This window comes from Corynebacterium sp. UMB9976, assembly GCF_030212265.1.
Lineage (GTDB): Bacteria > Actinomycetota > Actinomycetes > Mycobacteriales > Mycobacteriaceae > Corynebacterium.
The window spans coordinates 1-20,320 of record NZ_JASODY010000023.1 but is presented as its reverse complement, the minus strand read 5'-3'; the positions used below and the strand labels follow the sequence as shown (position 1 = coordinate 20,320).

The following is a 20,320-nucleotide window of genomic DNA, read 5'->3' as shown; positions in this document are numbered from 1 at the left end:
AGGAGCCATTCCGGTGGATTGGACAAGAAACGGGCCTGAATAAGGTCTGGAACCTTATTTAAGCCCGTTTTATGCGGCCTGACCAGCGGATAGGCTGAAAATCAGACACACTTTTTGCTACTTAACCCTCAGGAACGCAAAGGAAGGGCCCGGAGGGCACTTCCGGCATCAGCATCAGCTAGTGCTTAGCGCTTGCGGTAGAGGGCCTTGCGCCAGTACTTCGGCTCGGAGGTCACCAGCACTCCGAGGTTGCGGAAGATGCCCTCGTCCACCGAGCCCAGGATCGTGGTGGTGTGGACGTCGCAGCCCGCGAGGTTCTTCAGCTGCTTCAGCGCGGCCCGGGCGTCCTCGGATTCGGCGGCGGACACGGAGAGGGCGATGAGCACCTCGTCGGTGTGCAGGCGCGGGTTCTGGGAGCCCAGGTGGTCGACCTTGAGTGTCTGGATCGGCTCGATGGACTTCGGCGAGAGCAGGTGGATCTCGTCGTCCAGGCCCGCGAGGTGCTTCAGCGCATTGAGCAGCATCGCCGCTGAGCAGCCCAGCAGCTCGCTGGTCTTGCCGGTGATAATCGTGCCATCCGCTAGCTCCAGGGCGCTGCCCGGCTGGCCGGTGCGCTCCTCCACCTCATTGGCGGCGGCCACGACGCGGCGGTCCTTGATGCTCGCACCGACCTTGCTCATGACGATCGCCACGCGCGAGGAGACGGTATCGTCCGTATCCTCCCGGCGCTCCTCGACGAGCGCCTTGTAGTAGCGGCGCACGATCTCCTGCTTCGCGGCCTCGCGGCACAGCTCGTCGTCTGAAATGCATTTGCCCACCATGTTCACGCCCATGTCCGTCGGCGACTGGTACGGCGAGTGCCCGTAGAGCTTCTCCAGCAGGGTTTTCAGCAGTGGGAAGACCTCGACGTCGCGGTTGTAGCTGGTCGCCTGCGTGCCATAGGCCTGCAGGTGGAAGGGGTCGATGACGTTAATGTCGTCCAGGTCCGCGGTCGCGGCCTCGTAGGCGAGGTTGACCGGGTGCTCCAGCGGGAGGTTCCAGATCGGGAAGGTCTCGAACTTCGCGTAGCCGGCGGGGATCCCGCGGCGGAACTCGTGGTAGACCTGCGAGAGGCAGGTGGCAAGCTTGCCGGACCCGGGCCCGGGTGCGGTGACGACGACGAGGTCGCGGGAGGTTTCCACGTAGTCGTTAAGGCCGAAGCCGCCGTCGGAGACCACGAGCTCCGTGTTCGTCGGGTAGCCGGGGATTACCCGGTGGCGGGCGACGTTCAGGCCGAGGCGTTCCAGGCGCTCGGCGAAGGCGACGGCCATGTGGTTGCTGTCTTCCAGCTGGGTCAGCACCACGTTGTTGACCAGGAAACCGCGGTCGCGGAAGACGTCAACGAGGCGGAGGGCGTCCTCCTCGTACGGAATGGAGAGGTCGGCGCGGACCTTGCCACGCTCCAGATCGCGGGCGTTGAGGCAGACGACGATCTCGACGTCTTCCTTGATGTTCTCCAGCATCGCGATCTTGTTATCCGGCGTGAATCCGGGCAGGACGCGGGAGGCGTGATAATCGTCGAAGAGCTTGCCGCCCATTTCGAGGTAGAGCTTCCCACCGATCTGCTCGCGCCGCTCGTTGATGTGCTCGGACTGGAGCTGGATGTACTTCTCGCGGTCGAAACCGATGCGGTGGGTCATGGGCGTAGCTTGTTCCTTTCAAAGCCTTAGCAGCGCTGGGCGCACCGGCCCGCGGAGCACCGTTGCGTGGCTGTTTTACGCCTTTTCACTCTAGACCCGGGCGAACGCGGGCGTAAACTTCTCGCGTTTCCTTAGGGGCTCCCCCGTGCACTTCCGAGGGGTGCAGCCGTGCAGCCTGGATAGTGGGTAACTATATTCGTGGACAATGCCCTTCACGCACACACCGACGCGGGGGCTAAACGATGAGCGAAAGGCCCTGTGATGACGAACCCCTATGACAACAATCCCTATCACGGAGGAACCCCGGATAACGGTGGCTACGGCGGATCGACGCCGAATAGTGGATACAACGGGGCTGCTTCTGGTGACGGGTCTTATGGTAGCGGGTACACCCAGCCCGACGCGGGGGACGCGTTTAACGACTCCCCTGCCAGCCAGGGCTATGGGGCCGATAGCTACGGCGTGCCGATGGGCGATGAGCGCTCCGCTGCCGCCGGTGGTTTCCCCAGCATGCCGGACTACGAGGCCTCGGTGGGCACCGCTCCCCTGGCGCCGTCTCGTCCGGGCCCATGGATTCGCCTGCTGAGCCTCATCATCGACGGAATCGTGGTCAACGTTGCCAGCGCACCAATTTTCCTGATGCTGTCCTCCCAGCAGGAGATCGTCGACTGGTTCCTTAACACCGCCAACGGCATCAATGTCGACATGCCGATGGGCGTTGGGATCGCCTCACTGCTCTCCTTCGTGCTGTGGTTCGTCTACCGCGCGGCGATGGAGTCCAGCGGCATGAAGGGCTCCCTGGGCAAGCTGGCCACCGGCCAGCGAGTGGTGAACTTCGAGGGTGGGCAGCTTAGTTTTGGCCAATCCCTGAAGCGCAATAGCTTCTACCTCATCCAGGGGCTGTTGAGCATCCTGCCCTTCCTCGGATTCATCTACATGATTGTCTACGGCGTGGGGATTTCCCGCGATCCGTACAACCAGTCCCACACGGATAAGTGGGCCAAGGCCTACGTGGTGAAGGCGCTCTAAGCCCCCCACTCCCCTCCGAATTCCCCCGCCGTGGCAGCAGCCCGGCGGGGTTTCTTGTGCCCACTCACCGTCCGCCCACCCGCCTCCCCTTGCTTGGCCACACCCCTCGCGGTCGCTCCGGGGCGGGCGGGTGGTTCAATAGGAGCCATGCTCAATGTGCTCACCGGCTTCGGCGTCGTCGTCCTCATCATCGGGCTCGGCTACGTCATTGGCCGCACGCAGCTCCTGGGCCCCAAGGCTCTCTATCCGCTGAACATGTACGTGTTCTGGATCGCACTGCCCGCCACCCTGCTGCGTTTCATGAGCCATGCGGATCTCGGGCAGATCTTCGGCCCCAACCTCGCGGTGGTGGCGATCAGCAGTCTGCTGACCGGATTCACGAGCTTCGCGCTCTTCTACTGGATCGCCCGCCGCACCGCCAAGGAATCCCTCATCGGGATGCTCGCAGCCAGCTACTGCAATGGCTCCAACCTGGGCATCCCGCTGGCCACCTATCTGCTAGACGACCCGACGCTCACGCTGCCGGTGATCCTCTTCCAGGTGGGTCTCTACGCCCCCACCGCGGTGCTGTTGCTGGATATCGCCGAGGAACGCGGCTCGGGTGCGCAGTCGGACGCATCGCGTCCCCGGCTGGCGCCGGCGGTGGCCTCGGCGCTGTTTAAGTCTCCCCTGCTGATTTCGGCTTTTGTCGGCATGATCCTGGCCTGGATGAACACCCGCTTCGGCTTCGAACTGCCGGCGCTGATCGCGGACCCGATCGATCTGATCGCCCAGTCCATGGTCGCCGTGGCGCTGGTGGTCTTCGGCATGTCCATGGCCGAGGTTAAGGTGCTGCAGCCGGGGATCAGCCCGCGCAAGTCGGTGCTCGTGGCTTCCCTGTTGAAGACGGTGCTGCACCCCACGCTCGCCTTCTTGGTCGGCACGCTGGTCTTCGGTGCGAGCGGGGAGCTGCTGCTGGCGATGGTGCTGATGGGGGCGCTGCCGACGGGGCAGAACGTGTTCACCTATGCGCAGCGCTTCCAGACTCAGCAGGTGCTGGCCCGGGACACCGGGGTGGTGTCCACGGCGATCTCCCTGCCGATCATGGCAGGGATCGTGCTCTTCCTGGGCTAGCTTGGGTTAGCTGGGCGGGCTCCCCTCCCCTGGGCTGGCCGATACCAGCCCAGCCCCTCTGAAGGCGTTACTTCCAGATCAGCAGCGCATCGCCCTGGCCGCCACCACCGCACAGGGAGACGGCTGCCTTGCCGCTGCCGCGGCGGTTGAGCTCGTGGGCTGCGGTCACGAGGACGCGGGCCCCGGAGCAGCCGATCGGGTGGCCCAGCGAGATGCCACCGCCGTGGATGTTGGTCTTCTCCAGCGGGTAGTCCAGGTCCTTGAGGGACTGAGCGACGACCGCGCCGAAGGCCTCGTTGATCTCCAGGAAGTCCAGGTCCCCGGTCTCCCAGCCGGCCTTGGCCAGGGCGGCATTCACTGCCTGGGAGGGCTGAGAAAGCAGCGAGGTATCCGGCCCCGCGGTCTGCCCGGCCGCGCCGACGGTGGCCAGGATGTTCCAGCCCTTGGCCTCGGCATTCTCGCGGGTGGTCAGCACCACGGCTGCCGCGCCGTCGGAGATCTGGGAGGAGGAACCGGCGGTGATGGTTCCCTCCTTGCGGAACGCCGGGCGCAGCTTGGCCAGGCCCTCCTCGGTGGTTCCCGGGCGCACACCCTCGTCCTGGGAGACGGTGATGGTCTCCTTGCGGGTGGCGACCTCGATGGGGACGAGCTCATCGTCGAAGGTGCCCTCGGCGATCGCGCGCTCGGCACGCTGGTGGGACAGCGCGGCGATGCGGTCCTGCTCTTCGCGGTTCAGGCCGGCTGCCTCGGCGTTCTCGTCGGTCTCCACGCCCATGGCGGTGCCCTGGACCGGGTCGGTCAGCCCGTCGCGCTCGAGGGCATCGTCCAGCTTCAGGCCCCCGAAGCCCTTGCCGGCGCGCACGCCTGCGGCGAGGTGCGGGGCGTTGGACATGGACTCCTGACCACCGGCGACGACGACGGTGGCGTCCCCGGCCTTGATCATGCGTGCGCCGCTGATGACGGCGTCCAGGCCGGAGAGGCAGACCTTGTTGACGGTCATGGCCGGGACGTGCATCCCCAGGCCCGCGGCGACGGCGGCCTGCTTCGCGGGGTTCTGCCCGGCGGCGGCCTGCACGACCTGCCCCATGAGGACGTAGTCCACCGGCTCGGTGCCCACGCCGGACCTCTCGAGTACCGCGGAGATAGTGGCGGCGCCGAGGTCGACTGCGGTCTTGCGGGACAGCGCGCCAAGCAGGCGGCCTTGCGGGGTGCGGGCGGCGCCGACGATGACGACGTCCTGTGGCTGCGGGTTCAGTGGCATGGGGTGAAAACCTCCCGTTGTCGGCTGGGCGAGCTATTTATGATGTGATCATCATCTCATAGTTGGCCCCACCGCGTCTGGGTCCTGAGAGATAGAAAAAGGCCGGGCAGCGTTTCTGCTGCTCGGCCCCTCACTAAGCGTTCACACTCTTGCTGTTAGTGCGAGAAATGGCGCTCCCCGGTGAGGTACATCGTCACGCCGGCCTTCGTGGCGGCCTCGATGACCTCGGCGTCGCGGACGGAGCCACCCGGCTGGACGACGGCGCGCACGCCAGCGTTGGCGAGCACCTCGAAGCCATCAGCGAATGGGAAGAAGGCGTCGGACGCGGCGACCGCACCCTTGGCGCGCTCGGCGCCGTCGGACAGGGTGTTTGCGCGCTCGACGGCAAGCTTCGCAGCGTCCACGCGGTTGACCTGGCCCATGCCCACGCCCACGGTCGCGCCGTCGGCGGCGAGCAGGATGGCGTTGGACTTCACCGCGCGCACGGAGCGCCATGCGAATTCCAGCTCGGCGAGGGTGGCCTCGTCGGCCGGCTCGCCGGCAGCCAGGGTCCAGTTGGCCGGGGCGTCGCCGTTGGCGTCGATGACGTCGCGCTCCTGCAGCAGCAGCCCACCGGAGATCGGGCGGGACTCGATGGCGGCGCGGGTCGGGGCGGCGGCCTTGAGGATGCGGATGTTCTTCTTCTGGCTCAGGATCTCGATCGCGCCGTCCTCGTAGTCCGGGGCGACGATGACCTCGGTGAAGATCTCCGCGACCTGCTTGGCCATCTCGACGCTGACCGGGCGGTTGACGGCGATGACGCCGCCGAAGGCGGACATCGGGTCACAGGCGTGCGCAGCACGGTGGGCGGCGGCGATGGACTCCTCGGACACGGCGATGCCACACGGGTTGGCGTGCTTGATGATCGCCACGGCCGGGCGCTCGTGGTCCCAGGCGGCGCGCCACGCGGCGTCGGCGTCCGTGTAGTTGTTATAGGACATCTCCTTGCCGTGGAACTGCTCGGCCTGTGCCAGGCCCGGCTCCTCGCCCGGCGCGGTGTAGACCGCGGCCTTCTGGTGCGGGTTCTCGCCGTAGCGCAGGTCGTGGGCCTTCTCGTAGGAGGCGCCGGACCACGCCGGGAACTGCTCGTCATCCTTGCCGACCTGGGCGGTCAGCCAGCTAGCCACCGCGACGTCGTAGGAGGCGGTGTGCTGGAAGGCCTTCATGGCCAGCTCGGTGCGCTGCGCGAGGGTGAAGCCACCCTCCTTCGCAGCAGCGACGACCTCGTCGTAGCTGGTCGGGTCCACGACCACGCCGACGGAGGCGTGGTTCTTCGCGGCGGCGCGCACCATCGACGGGCCGCCGATGTCGATCTGCTCGATGACCTCGTCGTAGGAGGCCCCGGAGGCGACGGTCTGGGTGAACGGGTAGAGGTTCACGACCACCAGCTCGAAGGGCTCGATCTCCAGCTCCTTGAGCTGGTCAAGGTGGTCCTGCTTGCGGGTGTCGGCGAGGATGCCGGAGTGCACGCGCGGGTGCAGGGTCTTCACGCGGCCCTCGAGGACCTCGGGGAAGCCGGTGAGCTGCTCGACCTCGATGACGGGCACGCCGGCATCAGCGATCTTCTTGGCGGTCGAGCCGGTGGAGACGATCTCCACCCCGGCGGCGTGCAAGCCCTGCGCGAGCTCCTCCAGGCCGGTCTTGTCGTACACGCTGACCAGGGCGCGGCGGATGGGCTTGCGCTCGCCGGTTGCCTGCGCTGGGTTCTTAGAATTCGAAAGTTCAGTCATTGCTGCTGATCTGGGCCTTTCGTCCCTCGATGGTGAGTCCGTTTCCTGCGATCTCGTGCAGGACCTGCACGATCAAACGCCGCTCCACGTGCTTAATTTTTTCGTGCAACGTCTCCACTTTATCGCTTGGGTGCACGTTTACCGCTTCCTGTGCCACGATCGGGCCGGAATCAACCCCGGCGTCCACCACGTGCACGGTCGAGCCGGTGACTTTCACGCCGTATTCGATGGCATCCACGACCGCCTGCGCGCCCGGGAAGGAGGGCAGCAGCGCGGGGTGGGTGTTGATGATGCGGCCCGGGAAGCGATTCACGACGTCGGCGCCGATGATGCGCATAAACCCGGCGGAGACGATGAGGTCGGCGTCCCAGCTTTCGAGTGCGGCGATGAGGTCGCGGTTCCACTGCTCCCGGTCGGTGACCTTGGGGACGTACTCCACCTTGAAGCTCGGCAGGCCTGCCTTCTCGGCGCGGTCGAGCGCGGTGCAGTCGCGGTCCGCGCCGATGGCGAGCAGCTCGACCTTTGCCGAGTCCAGGTTGTCGATGAGGGCCTGGACGAGTGTGCCGGAGCCGGAGGCCAGCGCGACGATGCGCAGCGGCCGGCCCTGGGGCGCGGGCAGTGTGGTGTGGAAGTTCTGGCTCATTAGTTCTCCTCGTTCTCCTCGACTTCACCGTCGGCCTCGCCCTCGTCATCGAGGTCTGCGTTGTCGGGCTCGTCGTTTTCTTCGTCTTCTTCGGTGGCGGTCTCGTCGTCGACATCGACGTCGGCGTCCGCGTTGTCGACCTCTTCGCCTTCTTCGTCTTCTACTGCGGCGTCGGCGGCGCCGTCTTCACCGGGGGTCTCGTCCCCGTCGTTGGCGGTGGCGTCGTCGTCCTCTACATCTTCGCCTTCGGCGACGTCGTCTTCGACAGCATCCCCGTCATCGTTGATGTCCTCGTCCTCGCCGTCGTAGTCCGCGACGTCTTCCTCGTGCTCGGTGTCTTCGTGCTCGCTGTCCTCGGCAGGAGCAACCTCGTCGGCTGGGACGGCCTCGGTGACCGCGGCACCGGCGCGGGCGAAGAACCACATCAACACGGTGGCGGGCAGCAGCAACCAGGCACCCGCCTCGACAGCGGCCAACCACGGCAGTGGGCCGGTGATGCCGACGGTGCCCAGCACGCCGCGCGCCAGCCACGCGCCAATGAAGGCGAGCACCAGGGCAGCAACCCCCGCTCCCAGGCCCGTGAAGACCGGGGACTCCACGTAGCTTCGCTGGCGCACGAAGCGGTAGACGGTGGCCACGGCGACGATCGCGGGGATCGCCAGGAGGAATGGCCCGCCCGGGATGGGCGCGTTCGGCGCGGCCGCCAGGATCGGCAGCGGAGGCAGCTCGACGTTGGTGATGTTGAAGAGGCTGAACAGGCCAAAGCCGAGGTTGTACTCCCCACCCAGCAGAACGGCTGCCGCGCCGATGACGACATTCGGCAGGTAGAGCAGAGCCAGGAGGGTCAGCCCCACGCCAGGCCAGAAGCCCGGCGCGATCTCATAGGCCGCGCGGAAGGCGGACCAGTTGCCGATCAGGGCGATCACCACGCCCAGCAGGCCGGCGACACACATCCAGCCCAGGAAGTTCCGGCCCAGGCGGACGGATTCCACGGGCCAGGTCGGCCAATGGCGGCGCAGCAACAGGGCCCGCCAGATACGCCCCCGCATGCCGATGGCCACGGCAAGACCATTAACAAGGAAGGTGTTCAGCAGGGCCCGCCCCAGGTGGGGCGCCTGGACGTCGAAGACGCGACCGGCATCCAGGAGCATGAGCCAGGCGATAAAGGTCAGCACCAACGGCAGGCCGATGCCGAGGGTGGCGAAGACCCTTAAACCCCGGACGCTGACCTTGTCCCCCAACGCCTTCGTGATGCGGCGGGAATGCCCGAGGATCACGGCGATCGCGGGAAGCAGTGGGACGAAGCCCAGCTCCACGCCCTGCATTTTCAGCGGGGCGGCGTTGGCCACCATCCAAACGCTGGCGAGAACGCTGGGCACCATCGAGAACTTCGCGCCGATGCCCACGATCACCGCGAAGGTCAGGGCGATCGCGATCGTGACCCCGTGGTTAGCCAGCAGGGTGGGCAGGAAGCGTTTGATGTGGGGGCGCCACAACTCCCAACGGTGCTTCAGCCCCGCTCCCCTGCCCGGCTGCTGCCGCTGGCCGGTGCGCGGGACGGTACGCTCGCCGCGTTCCGAGCGGTGGAAGCGGTCCTGGGAGCTATGACCTGCCGGGGAGCGCCCGGCCGGGGTGGCCTGAATAGACGACGGGCGTGCCGGTGGGCGCCGGTGGGGGCCGGCCGGGCGGCGTCCCGCCTGGCGGGCGGCACTGCGGCGCGGTCTGGAACGGGGGTTGTCGGCTTGTCTACTCACAGTGTCTATTGTGCCTGCCCCTGACCGCACTGTGACATTCACTGCACCTTCCGGCGTTTCCGGGCGAAGACGGGGCGAGCCTCGCATGGCTGCTGCGCTGGTCGAAGCTGGCGAGGGGGCGAAGGCATGGAAACGCGGACGGGCGGAATGTGACTTTACCCACCCTTTTGGGTGTATCACGCAGACACGGGGACGAAACACCCCACATTAACCTGCAGAAAAGAAGCTCTGAGCTGCACTTTCACCCCGCTCCCCCGCCATGCACCCGTTAATCACACCAGCCACAGCGTTCACTTGTCGTTATATTCCCGCAATATTGGTTGAAACATACGAAAGGACACAATAAAGTAACTTTCGTTCATAACGATCTGGTTACGAAACACCAGCGAGTAGATCACTGTCTCCAAAGCTTGAAAGGGCAAGGAACGTGCAGAAGACCTCCAGCACCCGGCGCGTTGGCCAGCACCGCAAGGTAGATAACAGCGCCAAGCGCCGTCTCGCATTGGTCGCCGTTGCAACGGGTGCCGTCTCCACGGCTGGCGCCGCAGGCGCTACCGCTGGCGCTCAGCAGGCAAACTCCGCTACCCCAGCTGATGGCTCCATCGAGCTGGCCGCCGACTCCTCTTTCCTGGCCCAGGAGGCCGGGGGCAGCTCCGCGGCTGACGCCCCGCGCATCCTCGAGGTCCCGCAGCTGCAGGAGACCACCGCGGACCTGTCCGCACAGCTCTCCTCCGCTCTGGAGTTCGCCAAGCAGCGCGCTGCCGCTGATGCCGCATCCCGCGCCCCGCAGGCGGCTAAGCCTGCCGAGGGCTCCTTCACCTCTGGTTTCGGCGCTCGCTGGGGCACCAACCACAACGGCGTGGACATCGCGAACGCCATCGGCACCGCGATCCGCGCAGTCAAGGACGGCACCGTCATCGACGCTGGTCCGGCTTCCGGTTTCGGCAACTGGGTGCGCGTCAAGCACGACAACGGTGACATCACCGTCTACGGCCACATCGCCACCATCGACGTCTCCGTCGGTGACCGCGTGACCGCTGGCCAGAAGATCGCCGGTATGGGCAACGAGGGCTTCTCCACCGGCCCGCACCTGCACTTCGAGATCCACCCGAATGGCTCCGGCCCGATCGACCCGGTGCCGTGGCTGCGTGACCTGGGCATCGAGATCTAGCTCGACGCGTACGCGAATAGCTCCCACCCTGCTGCACACGGGGTCGGGAGCTATTCTTCTTGTTATACGATCCCTCCGGGCTTGTTAGAGCGACCGCTCTGGGTTAGTTAGAAGACCGCTCTGGGGCTGCTATAGAGCACGACCCTAGGGGCGGTGCCACCCCTCCCCTAGAGCTTCTCCATCGGCACGCCACCAAAGAGCATGAGGCGCACGGTGCCGCGGCTGCCGAAGTCGATCATGACGGTGGTGTGGCTGCCCGCACCATCGACGCTCTTGACGGTGCCCAGGCCGTACTTATCGTGGTTGACGCTATCCCCCACGGCCAGCTCCAGGGGCTTGCCGCTGCGGTCTGTGGCCTTCTTCTTGCCCTTCGCGGCCGCACCCTTGCCCGCAGGCTTGCCCGGCCGGAAGCCGGTGGAGTTGCCGCCGGACGCGCCACCAGAGCCACTTCCTGCAGAGCTAAATCCGGAACCAGCACGGCCCGCACCGAAGGTACGCCCGCCGTCGAAACCGCCACTCCGGCTGCCGTAGCCGCCAGAACCACCCGAGCCCCAGCCCCCGGAGCGGCCCCAGCCACCCGAGTAACCAGAGCCACCGCCGAAGCTGGAGCCATCGGCATAGCCACCGCTGCCCCAGGATCCCGCCCAGTCCGGTTCCTCGCGGAGCCACTCCACCAGTTCCTCGGGCACCTCGGAGAGGAAGCGCGAGGGCGGGTTATTCACGGGCGCGCCCCAGCCGGAGCGAGTGATCGCGCGGCAGATGTAGAGCTTTTCCTTCGCACGGGTAATGCCCACGTACGCCAGGCGGCGTTCCTCGGCGAGCTCCGTCGGGTCGCTGAGCGCACGCATGTGCGGGAACTGGCCGTCCTCCCAGCCGGTGAGGAAAACCACCGGGAACTCCAGCCCCTTGGCGGTGTGCAGGGTCATCAGCGTGATCTGGCCAGCGCCTTCTTCCGGGATCTGGTCGGCGTCGGCGACCAGGCTGACCCGCTCCAGGAAGGCCTGCACGCTGCCCAGCGGGGCCTCGCCCTCGTCGAGCATCGCGTCGGCGACGTCCTGCTTGAGCTGCACCTCGGGCTGCACCGCCTTGCCTGCGGGCATCTCCTCGTAGGCCTTCTGGTGGGCGGCCTCCTGGCTGAACTCGTGGCCCACGCTGATCAGCTCGTTGACGTTATCCAGCCGAGTCTGGTCCTGCGGGTCATTGGACTTCTCCAGCTCGGCCCGGTAGCCGCTCTGCTCCACGATGGCGGCGATGATCGCGCCCAGGTCCGGCAGGCCCAACGGGCTGCCGTCGGAGGCGCGCAATTCCGCATCCTCGACCGTTTTCCGCAAGTTCTCCATCATCCTGAGGAAACCCGCGATGGCGTTGCGACCGCGCCCGCCGAGACGTGCGACCTTGTCCTCGGCGGCGTCGCGCAGCCCTTGCGCGAAGCTCACCCCCTGCGCTTCAGCGTGGACGGTGACCTGCGCGAGCGCCCGATCGCCGATGCCCCGCCGCGGGGTGTTGATGATGCGGCGCAGCGCGACCGTGTCCTCCGGGTTATCGAGCACCTTGAGGTAGGACACGATGTCGCGGATCTCCTTGCGCTCGTAGAAGCGGGTGCCACCCACGACCTTGTACGGCAGCCCGGAGCGCATGAGCACGTCCTCCAGCGCGCGGGAGGCGTTGTTGGTGCGGTACATGATGGAGATATCCCCGTAGGCCACGCCCTCGTCGACGAGCCGGTCGATCTCGCCTGCGATGAAGCGGGCCTCGTCGTGCTCGTTATCCGCCACGTAACCGGCGATCTTCTCGCCCTGGCCGAGGTCGGTCCACAGCTTCTTGGGTCGCCGCTCGGTGTTGCGGTCGATCACGGCGTTCGCCGCGGAGAGGATGGTCTGCGTAGAGCGGTAGTTCTGCTCCAGAAGGATGGTGTGGGCGTTCGGGTAATCGCGCTCAAATTCCTCGATATTGCGGATCGTCGCGCCACGGAAGGCGTAGATGGACTGGTCCGCATCACCCACCACGGCGAGCTCACCGCCCCCGCTGCCCTCCTCGCCGACCAGGGTGGAGACCAGCACGTATTGCGCGTGGTTGGTGTCCTGGTACTCATCGACGAGGACGTGGCGGAAGCGGCGACGGTAATGCTCCGCGACCTGCGGGTTATTGCGCAGGATGCCGACGACCTCGCCGATCAGGTCGTCGAAGTCCACGGCGTTCGCCGCCCGGAGGCGCTTTTGGTAATCCGCGTACAGGGAGGCAACAGTCTGCTTGTGGAAGTTGCTGTCCGCGTCCGCCGCGGCCTTCGCAGCGGCAGGCCCGACGAGCTCGTTCTTCCAGTTGCTGATCGTGGACAGCACGCCACGGGGCGCGAATTCCTTGACGTCCAGGTTGTGGTCCTTGATGACCATGGTGATCAGGCGCTTGGAATCATCTGAATCGTAGATCGTGAAGTTGGTGTTCAGCCCCGCCACGAGGTGGGCGTTGCTGCGCAGGATGCGCACGCACATGGAGTGGAAGGTGGAGACCCACATCCGCTCGGCGGCGGGACCAACGAGGTCGGCGACGCGCTCGCGCATCTCCGCCGCAGCCTTGTTGGTGAAGGTGATCGCGAGGATCTGCCAGGGCGCGACACCGGTGGATAGCAGCCAGGCGATGCGGCGGGTCAGCACGCTGGTTTTCCCTGATCCCGCGCCCGCGACGATGAGCAGCGGGCTGCCGGTGTGCTGCACGGCTTCCTTCTGCTGCGGGTTGAGCCCGGCCAGCAGTTGCTCGCGGTTGTCCGGCGCGTGGCGTCGGTCGAAGGGGCTCGCTGCTGTTGTGTCAGGACGTCGGTTCCCGCTGCTTGCGGTTCCCAGGAAGTCGTCGACGTCCCCGGTGCGCTGCGCTCCCTGACGTGGCTGGCGCTGCCCCTGCGACTGACTCTCCGTCGGCTGCGCGGGGGCGTGCTCGCCCTGCGCACCCGGCTGGGCCGTGGCCTCGTTCATGAGCGCGACCAGCTCCTCGTAGCCCGCGGGTGGGGCGTCCTCCGGGGGCGGGGCCGCATCAAACCCAGGGTCGAACTCAGGGTCGAACTCCGGCTCTGGCAGCGGCAGTTCCTCGGCCTGTTCTGCCTCCGGTCCGCTCGCACCGGTGGCTGGCTGCTCGCCGGTGTGGCTGGCCGCCTGGCCCGCCGGACGTGCGGCACCAGGGGTCATGGGAAAGAGGCTGTCTTGCTCATCAGGAGTGTTCATCGTCTACCAGGCTAGTAGATGCCCCAGACACGGCTGCGCGACGTACAATCAAAGCTATGACTAGCGAAGATGGCGCAGCGATGAACCCCGGCATCGGGGATGGGCCGGAGGCTCCGGCTAAGGACTTCGAGGTGCGCATGCCCTCCGGTACCGATGATCCGCTCTCCGATGAGGAGATTCAGAAGTATCGCCAGGAGATCAACCGGATGGACCGGACGATCATTGATGCGATCCACCGCCGCTCCGCCGTCTCGAAGGCCATCGGCAAGACCCGCCTGGGCTCCGGCGGTACCCGCCTGGTCTACACCCGTGAGGTGGCGATCATTAACCAGTTCCGCGAGGAGTTCGGCTCCGAGGGCGTGGAGATCGCCAAGGCGCTGCTGCAGCTTGGCCGCGGTCGGCTGGGCTAGCCCCGCCTTCACTCCCTGAGGCCCCTGCGCACCCTACCCCAACGCGCAGCTGCCCCCGACGATGTGTCGTCGGGGGCAGCTTTATGACCGAGGGTTCTGCGCTCGCGCTTGGGCGCCAGGGACGTTGCTGTGCGTCGGCACGCCAGTGCTGTGCACTAGCGTCTTCCGCTAACGCTATCCGTTAGGGCAGGCGGAAGCCCGCACCCGAACCGCCGAGCGCTTTCATGTCCGCCGCGATGGCATCCCAGGTGGTGGACACCGCTGGGGAGTGCAGCGGGCCCTGCAGCGGGGTGGTGCAGCTCGGCAGCGGCTGGAAGCCGCCGTTGAGGATGCCGACCAGGCGGCCGCCCGCGTAGACGGGTGCGCCGGAGTCCCCGAGGGATGCGCAGATGTGGCTCACGAAGGTCTGGCCGAGTTGCCCCAGCACCGGACCGCACTTGGTACCGGTGGCCACACCGGTCTTGCAGGCCGCGTTTGGCACGCCAGGCACCGGGCCGCCGATTCGGTTCAGCGCGACGCGGCCGTAGTTCCGGGTCAGCTGAACGTCGGGGCGAAGGCGGATGACGGAGTAGTCCAGGTTGCCGAACTTCACGACCTTGCCGATCACACCGGCCTCGGGAGCGTCGAGGGAACGCACCGGGCTGCCCGGCACGCCACAGTGAGCGGCGGTGATTCCCACCTTGTTGCCCGCAGCATCAATGCCCGCCACCGAGAGGGTGCAGATGCTGTCGCCCACCATGATCGGGGTGGATGGACCCAGCAGAGCGCGAGGCTTGATGCGCTGCTGGGCAGCCGGCGCGGTGGGCGAGGTGAAGTAGTGCCCCGGCACGCGGTGTGGGCCTGGCTGGCCGGTGGCCGTGAGCGCTGCGTCGAGGGAGCCCATCGGGTTGGCCGCCGCCTGCCCGGCCGTGCCGACGCCCAGCCCGGCAGCGATGCCGAGGCTGGCGAGCAGACCCGCAGCACCTCGCAGGATGCGCCCGCGCAGGGTGCGGTGGTGGCGGGCATGGGTCCGGGTGGTGCGCTGCATGGCGTGTTCCTTATGTGACAGGTGGGGCTCGATTCCCTCTAACCATAGCGCCCGCACCAGACACCGCCTACGCCAACGCGCATGGCGGTCCTGGCGCTACCCCCCCCAACACCACCCCACCCCAAAGTTCAATACATTGAACTTGGTGATTCATTGAACTGAACACTATTCTTGGCTGTCATGAGTATTAGCGTCCAGAACTTGAGCGTGAGCTACGGCGCGAACACCGCGATTCGGAACATCAGCTTCACCCTCGACTCCCCCGGCATGCACGGCATCATCGGCCCCAATGGCTCGGGCAAATCCACCCTCATGAAGGCGATGCTTCAGATCCTGGACAAGCGTCACGTCCACGGCACAAGCACCACCGGCACCCCTGCCGACTACCCCGTCACCCTCGACGGCAAGGCCCCCGCCGAGCAGCGCCGCGCAATCGCGTATATCGAGCAGCGCTCTGACCTCGACCGCAACTTCCCCACCAGCGTCTTCGACACCGTCCTGATGGGCACTTACCCGCGCCTGGGGCTCTTCCACCGCCCCGGCAAGGCCGAGCGCAAGGCAGCCACCCAGGCTCTCAAGGACGTCGACATGTGGGACTTCCGCCACCGCCACATCAGCGAACTCTCGGGTGGACAGTTCCAGCGCGTCCTCTTTGCCCGCGCCATCGTCCAGGACGCGGAGTACATCTTCCTGGACGAGCCCTTCGTCGGCATCGACGTCCCCAGCGAGAAGACGATCGTGACCCTGCTGCGGCAGATGGCGGACGCGGGCAAGCACGTCGTCGTCGTGCACCACGACATGAACACGGTGCGCGACTACTACGACGACCTCATCGTCCTCAACGGCGAGCTCGTCGCGGCGGGTCCCACCGAGGAGGTCTTCGTCCCCGACGTGCTGCAGAAGGCCTTCGGCGCGCTCGTCATCCGCGAGCCGTCAGCACCAGCCCACCCCACGCCACGGCAGGCAGCCCTTCAGGAGGAGACAGCATGATCGCGGAGTTCCTCGACTCACTACTCAGCCACGGCTACCTGCAAAAAGCGCTGATCACCTCGGTGATCGTGGGCGTGGCCTGCGGCATCGTCGGCAGCTTCATCGTGCTGCGCGGCATGGCCCTGATCGGCGACGCCATCTCGCACGCCGTATTACCGGGGGTCGCGGCCTCCTACCTGCTCGGCACGAACCTCTTCCTCGGGGCGGTGGTCGCGGGCCTACTCGCCACACTGGCGATCGGGCTGATCAGCGAACGCTCCACGGTGAAGAATGATTCGGCGATCGGCATCGTCTTTTCCACCTTCTTCGCGATCGGCGTGCTGCTCATGGCGAAAGCACAGACGGCGACGGATCTGACGGAGATCCTTTTCGGCAACGTCCTGACCGTTCAGGACGCCGACCGCAACCTCTCGATCGGTATTGCCGCTGCCGTGCTGATTCTCACGCTGGTCTTTTACAAGGAGCTCAAGCTCAGCACCTTCGACCCCATCATGGCGCAGTCGGCTGGCGTGCCCGTGCGGGCAATCCACTACGGACTGATGGTGGTACTCACGCTGGTGACGGTCATTTCCCTGCAGACGGTGGGCGTGATCCTGGTGGTCTCCCTGCTGATCACTCCGGCGTCGGCGGCGTACCTGCTGACGAACCGGCTGGGAGTGATGATCGGGCTTTCAGTGGCGATCTCGGCGCTCAGCTCCGTAGTGGGGCTGTTCCTGAGCTATAGCTACAACGTGTCCTCCGGCGTGACGATCGTGCTGACCGCCAGCGCGCTGTTCCTGCTGGCTTTCCTCTTCGCGCCAGGCAAGGGACTGATTGCTCGCTCGCTGGGCAATAAGCCACTGGCCGCGCTGTTGGCCCTCCTGGTCGGCGGTGCCCTCGTGTTCGGGGCCGTGACCTTCTCGACGGAGGAGAAGGCAGACGGTGAGCAGCTGAACGTCGTCACCACCTTCACGCTGCTGGCGGACCTGGTGGAGGAGATCGGCGGCGAGGCGGTGAACGTCCATAACCTCGTGCCGACCGGCACGGACCCGCACGACTACGACCCCCTGCCCGCGGACCTGGATGCGACGAGCGACGCCGACCTGCTGTTCTACAACGGGCTGAACCTCGAGGGCGGTGAGCACGGCTGGCTCGCGAAACTGAAGAACACCGCGGGCCTGGACGATTCCCAGATGGTCGAGACCACCAAGGGCGTGGAACCGAAGTACCTCAAGGACGAAAAGGGCAATCAGGAGATCAACCCGCACGCCTTCCTGGACCCGACCGTCGGCATCGCGATGGCCGAAAACGTGACCGCGGCGCTGGCCGAGGCCCTGCCCGAGCGCGCCGATCAAGTCGAGGAGAAGGGCGCAGAGTACAAGGCCATGCTGGAGAGCATCGACGCCGACTACCGCGAGCAGATCGGTGCGCTGCCGAAGGAGGATCGTGTGCTCGTGGCCAGTGAACATGCCTTCCAATACATGGTCGACACCTACGGCATGGAGCAGCTGTATATCTGGCAGATCGACACGGATGAAAACGGCTCCCCCGCGCAGATCGGACACCTCGTGCGCCAGCTGAAGGACAAGCGCCCGAAGCACCTGTTCGTGGAGTCGAACGTGGATACGCGCCCCATGAAGACCGTCTCGAAGGAGGCTGGGATTCCGATCTTCGCCGAGCCGTTGCACTCCGATGAACTCGGCAAGCCGGGCACGGTCGCCGGGACCTACGAGGATTTCCTGCGCAGCAACTTGAAAACCATGATCGCGGGGCTGAAGCGCTAAAACGCGAATGCGCGAGGCCCACATGCGTTGGGCTTCCCCGGTCGCATTCCCCCCTGATTTTCTTGCAGCAGGGTGGGTGGCGGGCCGCCCGTGGGCTTATTATTTGATGCATGGCTGAAACTATCTCCGAGCAGAGGCAGCGGATTCTGCCCTCTCGCGCCCATCTGCCGTACGGGCTGGTGCTCGCCGCCTGGTGGAGCGCGTGTCTGCTGCTGATCGCGGGCGGGGCGATCGTCGGCGCCCGGTTGGTGGAGAAGCTCGCGGTGGTTGTGGCGCCGCTGGCCATCGCGGTGCTGTTTTCCGCGATGCTCACCCCGATCGTTAATTTTCTCGACGTCAAGCTGCGCCTCCCCCGCTCCCTGGCCTCCTTGCTGACGGTTCTGGGGCTGATCGGGCTCATCTCGGCGGGCATAACGCTGTTCACGACCCAGTTGATCTCTGGGGTGCCGGCGATGCGGGATTCCGCCCGGCAGGGCGTGAATCAGATCGTTGATTGGCTGGAGAACGGCCCATTTAAGCTCACGCAGGCGAAGCTCTCCGACATGGTCCACCACGTGCAGGGCGCGCTATCCGAGAACTCCAAGACCATCGCGGACGGCGCGGTGCGCACGGGCACGACGGCGGTGAACTCGGGGGCTGCCCTGCTGATCTTCCTGATCACCCTGTTCTTCTTCCTCTATGAGGGCCGGCGCATCTGGCTGTGGCTGGTATCCCTGGCGCCCCAGGCATCGCAGGTGCCAATGGATGAGGCTTTCCGCCGCGGTTGGGTCTCGCTCGGGACGTTCGCCCACGTCCAGGTGCTGGTCGCCGCGTTGAACGCGGTCTCGGTGGGTATTGGCTGCTGGGTGATGAAGGTGCCGTTCGCGATTCCGATTTCGGTGCTGGTCTTCATCGCTTCCTTCGTCCCGATCGTGGGCGCGCTGATTTCCGGCGCGGTGCCGGCGCTGATCGGCCTGGTGGACCAGGGCGTGTTCACCGCGATCGTCATGGTGATCATCGTGACGGCGGTGCACCAGATTGAGACCCACGTGCTGCAGCCCTTCCTGATGGGGCACGCGGTGGCACTGCACCCGCTCGCGGTGATCGTGGTGGTGGCCGCGGGCACGTACCTCTTCGGCCTGGCGGGCGCGGTGTTCGCAGTGCCGGTGGCCGCACTGGTGAACTCGGTGGTGCGCTATCTGCGTGGCAATGACATGTTCCCCGCGCTCGGCGAGGCCTATGAGCTTCGGAAACCCGGGACCGCGAGGGGGCTGACCGACCCGAAGGACGAGGAGGCCGCCGGAGAGTCGGCGGCTAGCGATGCCACAAAAGATGCCAAGGCCACTCAAGATGCCGAGTCCACTGCTTCAACCAACAGCACCGATCCCCGCGAGTAGCCCCCTCCCCTTCCCGAAGAAGCGCACGCTCCTCGCTCACTGGCACGCCCACCTCAGCCCAGTTGGGCAGAGAAAATCCCCCACTTCGGTCAGTGATTGCACGAACCGCCGTGAGGGATTGTTGCTGGAGCTAGTAGCGCTCCGGCTCCTCGCCGAGCTGGAAGCGTCGGCCAGAGATCTCCTCAGGGGTGATCTCCACGTAGTTGTACTTCAGGGTCGGCAGCCACGGCTTCAGCGGCAGCTCGTCGGCCTTCTGGATCTCGTCCGTCTTCTGCAGGATGCGAGCGCTTCCCTTGACGATGACGGACCATGCCTTGTCCTCGGTGTGGTCATCGGCTTCGAAGAGCACCCGCTCGTTGATGGACACGGTGAACAGCTTGGAGCCCTCCGCGGTGCGGAAGTAGATCTTTCCTTCGTTCACCACGTAGTTCAACGGGTAGATGTCGAAGTCATCCTTGATGCGAACGACCAGGCGACCGAGCTGCTGGTTGCCCATCAGCTCCAGGGCCTCGTCTTCCTTCAGGATCTCAATGGGGTTCTCAAAATCAGCCATGCTTCCATTCTGGCACTGTTTTGCGTTTCGTGCCGTGACGCTGATCGCCGACCCTGACTCGTGAGCCCCCACCAGTCCCAGTCAAGACCGCGAAAAAGCAACCGCTACCGCGATAATGCCGAGCGGGATAAGCAAGATAAAGAGGTTAATGATGGGCAGCGCCTGCCCTGCCGCGACTTCTTCCCATGCATAAAGAGCCGTCGAACCAAACCCAAGGAGCAGCATCGCGCACCCCACCCCGGCCCAAGCCAAGACGGTGCGCCTCGCTGGAGCCGTGCGCGACCGCAAGAAAAGGTACCCGCCCAGAGCAGCAACCCACGCTGTTGTCAACGACGCCCCCACCGCCATGATGAGCGCATCTGTGACACTCCACGCCGCATTCGGATCATTGATCATGAAGCTCGTCAGCACCGTGAGCACCGGGATGCCCACAGCACCTGCGAGCAGCCTTCCAAGAGTTGTTTTAGCTCCCATAGCGAAAGGTTAACAGCCGAGGGTTAAGTAAAGAAAAGTGTGTCCGCATGCCACCATAACCCCAGACCACACACCACAAATCACCAAAGAATAGCT

General features: G+C 65.8%; 16 protein-coding genes. 7 read left to right on the top strand and 9 right to left on the bottom strand.

Translation table 11 applies throughout. The features are described from left to right. Nucleotides 1-185 precede the first annotated feature (185 nt). Nucleotides 186-1,679 (bottom strand): DUF1846 domain-containing protein, encoded by a 1,494-nt coding sequence (locus tag QP140_RS08740; RefSeq protein WP_148812333.1) that lies wholly within the window; start codon nucleotides 1,677-1,679, stop codon nucleotides 186-188. A gap of 261 nt (nucleotides 1,680-1,940) precedes the next feature. Here QP140_RS08740 and QP140_RS08735 point away from each other — a divergent pair, with 261 nt between their 5' ends. Together QP140_RS08735 and QP140_RS08730 are read left to right on the top strand one after the other, a co-directional pair. Next, nucleotides 1,941-2,708 (top strand): RDD family protein, encoded by a 768-nt coding sequence (locus tag QP140_RS08735; RefSeq protein ID WP_284759233.1) that lies wholly within the window; start codon nucleotides 1,941-1,943, stop codon nucleotides 2,706-2,708. Nucleotides 2,709-2,846: 138 nt separating this feature from the next. Further along, the gene (locus tag QP140_RS08730) at nucleotides 2,847-3,821 is read left to right on the top strand and encodes an AEC family transporter (RefSeq protein ID WP_148813067.1); all 975 of its coding nucleotides are present in this window, start codon (nucleotides 2,847-2,849) and stop codon (nucleotides 3,819-3,821) included. Nucleotides 3,822-3,888: 67 nt separating this feature from the next. On the opposite strand, the gene QP140_RS08725 is transcribed toward QP140_RS08730, so the two are convergent. The 4 genes from QP140_RS08725 to QP140_RS08710 all read right to left on the bottom strand — a co-directional run bounded on the left by QP140_RS08725 (nucleotide 3,889) and on the right by QP140_RS08710 (nucleotide 9,248). Continuing rightward, complete coding sequence (locus QP140_RS08725; protein WP_284759231.1) at nucleotides 3,889-5,082, bottom strand: acetyl-CoA C-acetyltransferase; 1,194 nt, start codon at nucleotides 5,080-5,082, stop codon at nucleotides 3,889-3,891. A 155-nt stretch (nucleotides 5,083-5,237) separates the two neighbouring features. Beyond that, a complete protein-coding gene (gene purH, locus QP140_RS08720) occupies nucleotides 5,238-6,851 on the bottom strand; it encodes a bifunctional phosphoribosylaminoimidazolecarboxamide formyltransferase/IMP cyclohydrolase (RefSeq protein ID WP_284759229.1) in 1,614 nt (537 codons plus the stop codon). Next, the gene (gene purN, locus QP140_RS08715; RefSeq protein ID WP_284759227.1) at nucleotides 6,844-7,494 is read right to left on the bottom strand and encodes a phosphoribosylglycinamide formyltransferase; all 651 of its coding nucleotides are present in this window, start codon (nucleotides 7,492-7,494) and stop codon (nucleotides 6,844-6,846) included. The genes purH and purN overlap by 8 nt, the downstream gene beginning before the upstream one ends. Next, nucleotides 7,494-9,248 carry a cell division protein PerM gene (locus QP140_RS08710; protein ID WP_284759225.1) on the bottom strand — a complete coding sequence of 585 codons (1,755 nt, stop codon included), beginning with the start codon at nucleotides 9,246-9,248 and terminating at the stop codon, nucleotides 7,494-7,496. The genes purN and QP140_RS08710 overlap by 1 nt, the downstream gene beginning before the upstream one ends. 427 nt (nucleotides 9,249-9,675) lie before the next feature. Between QP140_RS08710 and QP140_RS08705 the strand changes: the two genes are divergently transcribed. Next, on the top strand, nucleotides 9,676-10,419 hold the full coding sequence (locus tag QP140_RS08705) for a M23 family metallopeptidase (protein WP_070761796.1): 744 nt from the start codon (nucleotides 9,676-9,678) through the stop codon (nucleotides 10,417-10,419). A 167-nt stretch (nucleotides 10,420-10,586) separates the two neighbouring features. Here the strand turns inward: QP140_RS08705 and QP140_RS08700 are convergent, their stop codons facing one another. Further along, nucleotides 10,587-13,631, bottom strand: coding sequence for a UvrD-helicase domain-containing protein (locus QP140_RS08700; RefSeq protein WP_284759222.1), 3,045 nt, complete (start codon nucleotides 13,629-13,631; stop codon nucleotides 10,587-10,589). Between the two features lie 80 nt (nucleotides 13,632-13,711). Here QP140_RS08700 and QP140_RS08695 point away from each other — a divergent pair, with 80 nt between their 5' ends. Next, nucleotides 13,712-14,041, top strand: coding sequence for a chorismate mutase (locus tag QP140_RS08695; RefSeq protein ID WP_210398572.1), 330 nt, complete (start codon nucleotides 13,712-13,714; stop codon nucleotides 14,039-14,041). 181 nt (nucleotides 14,042-14,222) lie between these two features. On the opposite strand, the gene QP140_RS08690 is transcribed toward QP140_RS08695, so the two are convergent. Next, the gene (locus tag QP140_RS08690) at nucleotides 14,223-15,068 is read right to left on the bottom strand and encodes a S1 family peptidase (RefSeq protein WP_284759219.1); all 846 of its coding nucleotides are present in this window, start codon (nucleotides 15,066-15,068) and stop codon (nucleotides 14,223-14,225) included. Nucleotides 15,069-15,248: 180 nt separating this feature from the next. Between QP140_RS08690 and QP140_RS08685 the strand changes: the two genes are divergently transcribed. The 3 genes from QP140_RS08685 (at nucleotide 15,249) to QP140_RS08675 (ending at nucleotide 19,197) form a co-directional block, all read left to right on the top strand. After that, on the top strand, nucleotides 15,249-16,058 hold the full coding sequence (locus QP140_RS08685) for a metal ABC transporter ATP-binding protein (protein ID WP_284759218.1): 810 nt from the start codon (nucleotides 15,249-15,251) through the stop codon (nucleotides 16,056-16,058). Beyond that, the gene (locus tag QP140_RS08680; RefSeq protein ID WP_284759217.1) at nucleotides 16,055-17,821 is read left to right on the top strand and encodes a metal ABC transporter solute-binding protein, Zn/Mn family; all 1,767 of its coding nucleotides are present in this window, start codon (nucleotides 16,055-16,057) and stop codon (nucleotides 17,819-17,821) included. Before QP140_RS08685 ends, QP140_RS08680 begins: the two co-directional genes overlap by 4 nt. 110 nt (nucleotides 17,822-17,931) lie before the next feature. Beyond that, a complete protein-coding gene (locus tag QP140_RS08675) occupies nucleotides 17,932-19,197 on the top strand; it encodes an AI-2E family transporter (RefSeq protein ID WP_284759215.1) in 1,266 nt (421 codons plus the stop codon). Between the two features lie 130 nt (nucleotides 19,198-19,327). On the opposite strand, the gene QP140_RS08670 is transcribed toward QP140_RS08675, so the two are convergent. Together QP140_RS08670 and QP140_RS08665 are read right to left on the bottom strand one after the other, a co-directional pair. Further along, entirely contained in the window at nucleotides 19,328-19,750 is a 423-nt protein-coding gene (locus QP140_RS08670) for a pyridoxamine 5'-phosphate oxidase family protein (RefSeq protein WP_015381358.1), read from the bottom strand. 81 nt (nucleotides 19,751-19,831) lie between these two features. Further along, entirely contained in the window at nucleotides 19,832-20,224 is a 393-nt protein-coding gene (locus QP140_RS08665) for a hypothetical protein (protein ID WP_284759213.1), read from the bottom strand. Between the last annotated feature and the right edge of the window lie 96 nt (nucleotides 20,225-20,320).

Excerpts from the sequence above, each read along its gene's own strand:
- QP140_RS08675 (WP_284759215.1), top strand. The coding sequence starts at position 17,932 with ATGGCTGAAACTATCTCCGAGCAGAGGCAGCGGATTCTGCCCTCTCGC.
- QP140_RS08735 (WP_284759233.1), top strand. The coding sequence starts at position 1,941 with ATGACGAACCCCTATGACAACAATCCCTATCACGGAGGAACCCCGGAT.
- purH (WP_284759229.1), bottom strand. The coding sequence starts at position 6,851 with ATGACTGAACTTTCGAATTCTAAGAACCCAGCGCAGGCAACCGGCGAG.
- QP140_RS08700 (WP_284759222.1), bottom strand. The coding sequence starts at position 13,631 with ATGAACACTCCTGATGAGCAAGACAGCCTCTTTCCCATGACCCCTGGT.
- purN (WP_284759227.1), bottom strand. The coding sequence starts at position 7,494 with ATGAGCCAGAACTTCCACACCACACTGCCCGCGCCCCAGGGCCGGCCG.
- QP140_RS08680 (WP_284759217.1), top strand. The coding sequence starts at position 16,055 with ATGATCGCGGAGTTCCTCGACTCACTACTCAGCCACGGCTACCTGCAA.
- QP140_RS08685 (WP_284759218.1), top strand. The coding sequence starts at position 15,249 with ATGAGTATTAGCGTCCAGAACTTGAGCGTGAGCTACGGCGCGAACACC.
- QP140_RS08670 (WP_015381358.1), bottom strand. The coding sequence starts at position 19,750 with ATGGCTGATTTTGAGAACCCCATTGAGATCCTGAAGGAAGACGAGGCC.
- QP140_RS08740 (WP_148812333.1), bottom strand. The coding sequence starts at position 1,679 with ATGACCCACCGCATCGGTTTCGACCGCGAGAAGTACATCCAGCTCCAG.
- QP140_RS08725 (WP_284759231.1), bottom strand. The coding sequence starts at position 5,082 with ATGCCACTGAACCCGCAGCCACAGGACGTCGTCATCGTCGGCGCCGCC.
- QP140_RS08690 (WP_284759219.1), bottom strand. The coding sequence starts at position 15,068 with ATGCAGCGCACCACCCGGACCCATGCCCGCCACCACCGCACCCTGCGC.
- QP140_RS08665 (WP_284759213.1), bottom strand. The coding sequence starts at position 20,224 with ATGGGAGCTAAAACAACTCTTGGAAGGCTGCTCGCAGGTGCTGTGGGC.
- QP140_RS08695 (WP_210398572.1), top strand. The coding sequence starts at position 13,712 with ATGAACCCCGGCATCGGGGATGGGCCGGAGGCTCCGGCTAAGGACTTC.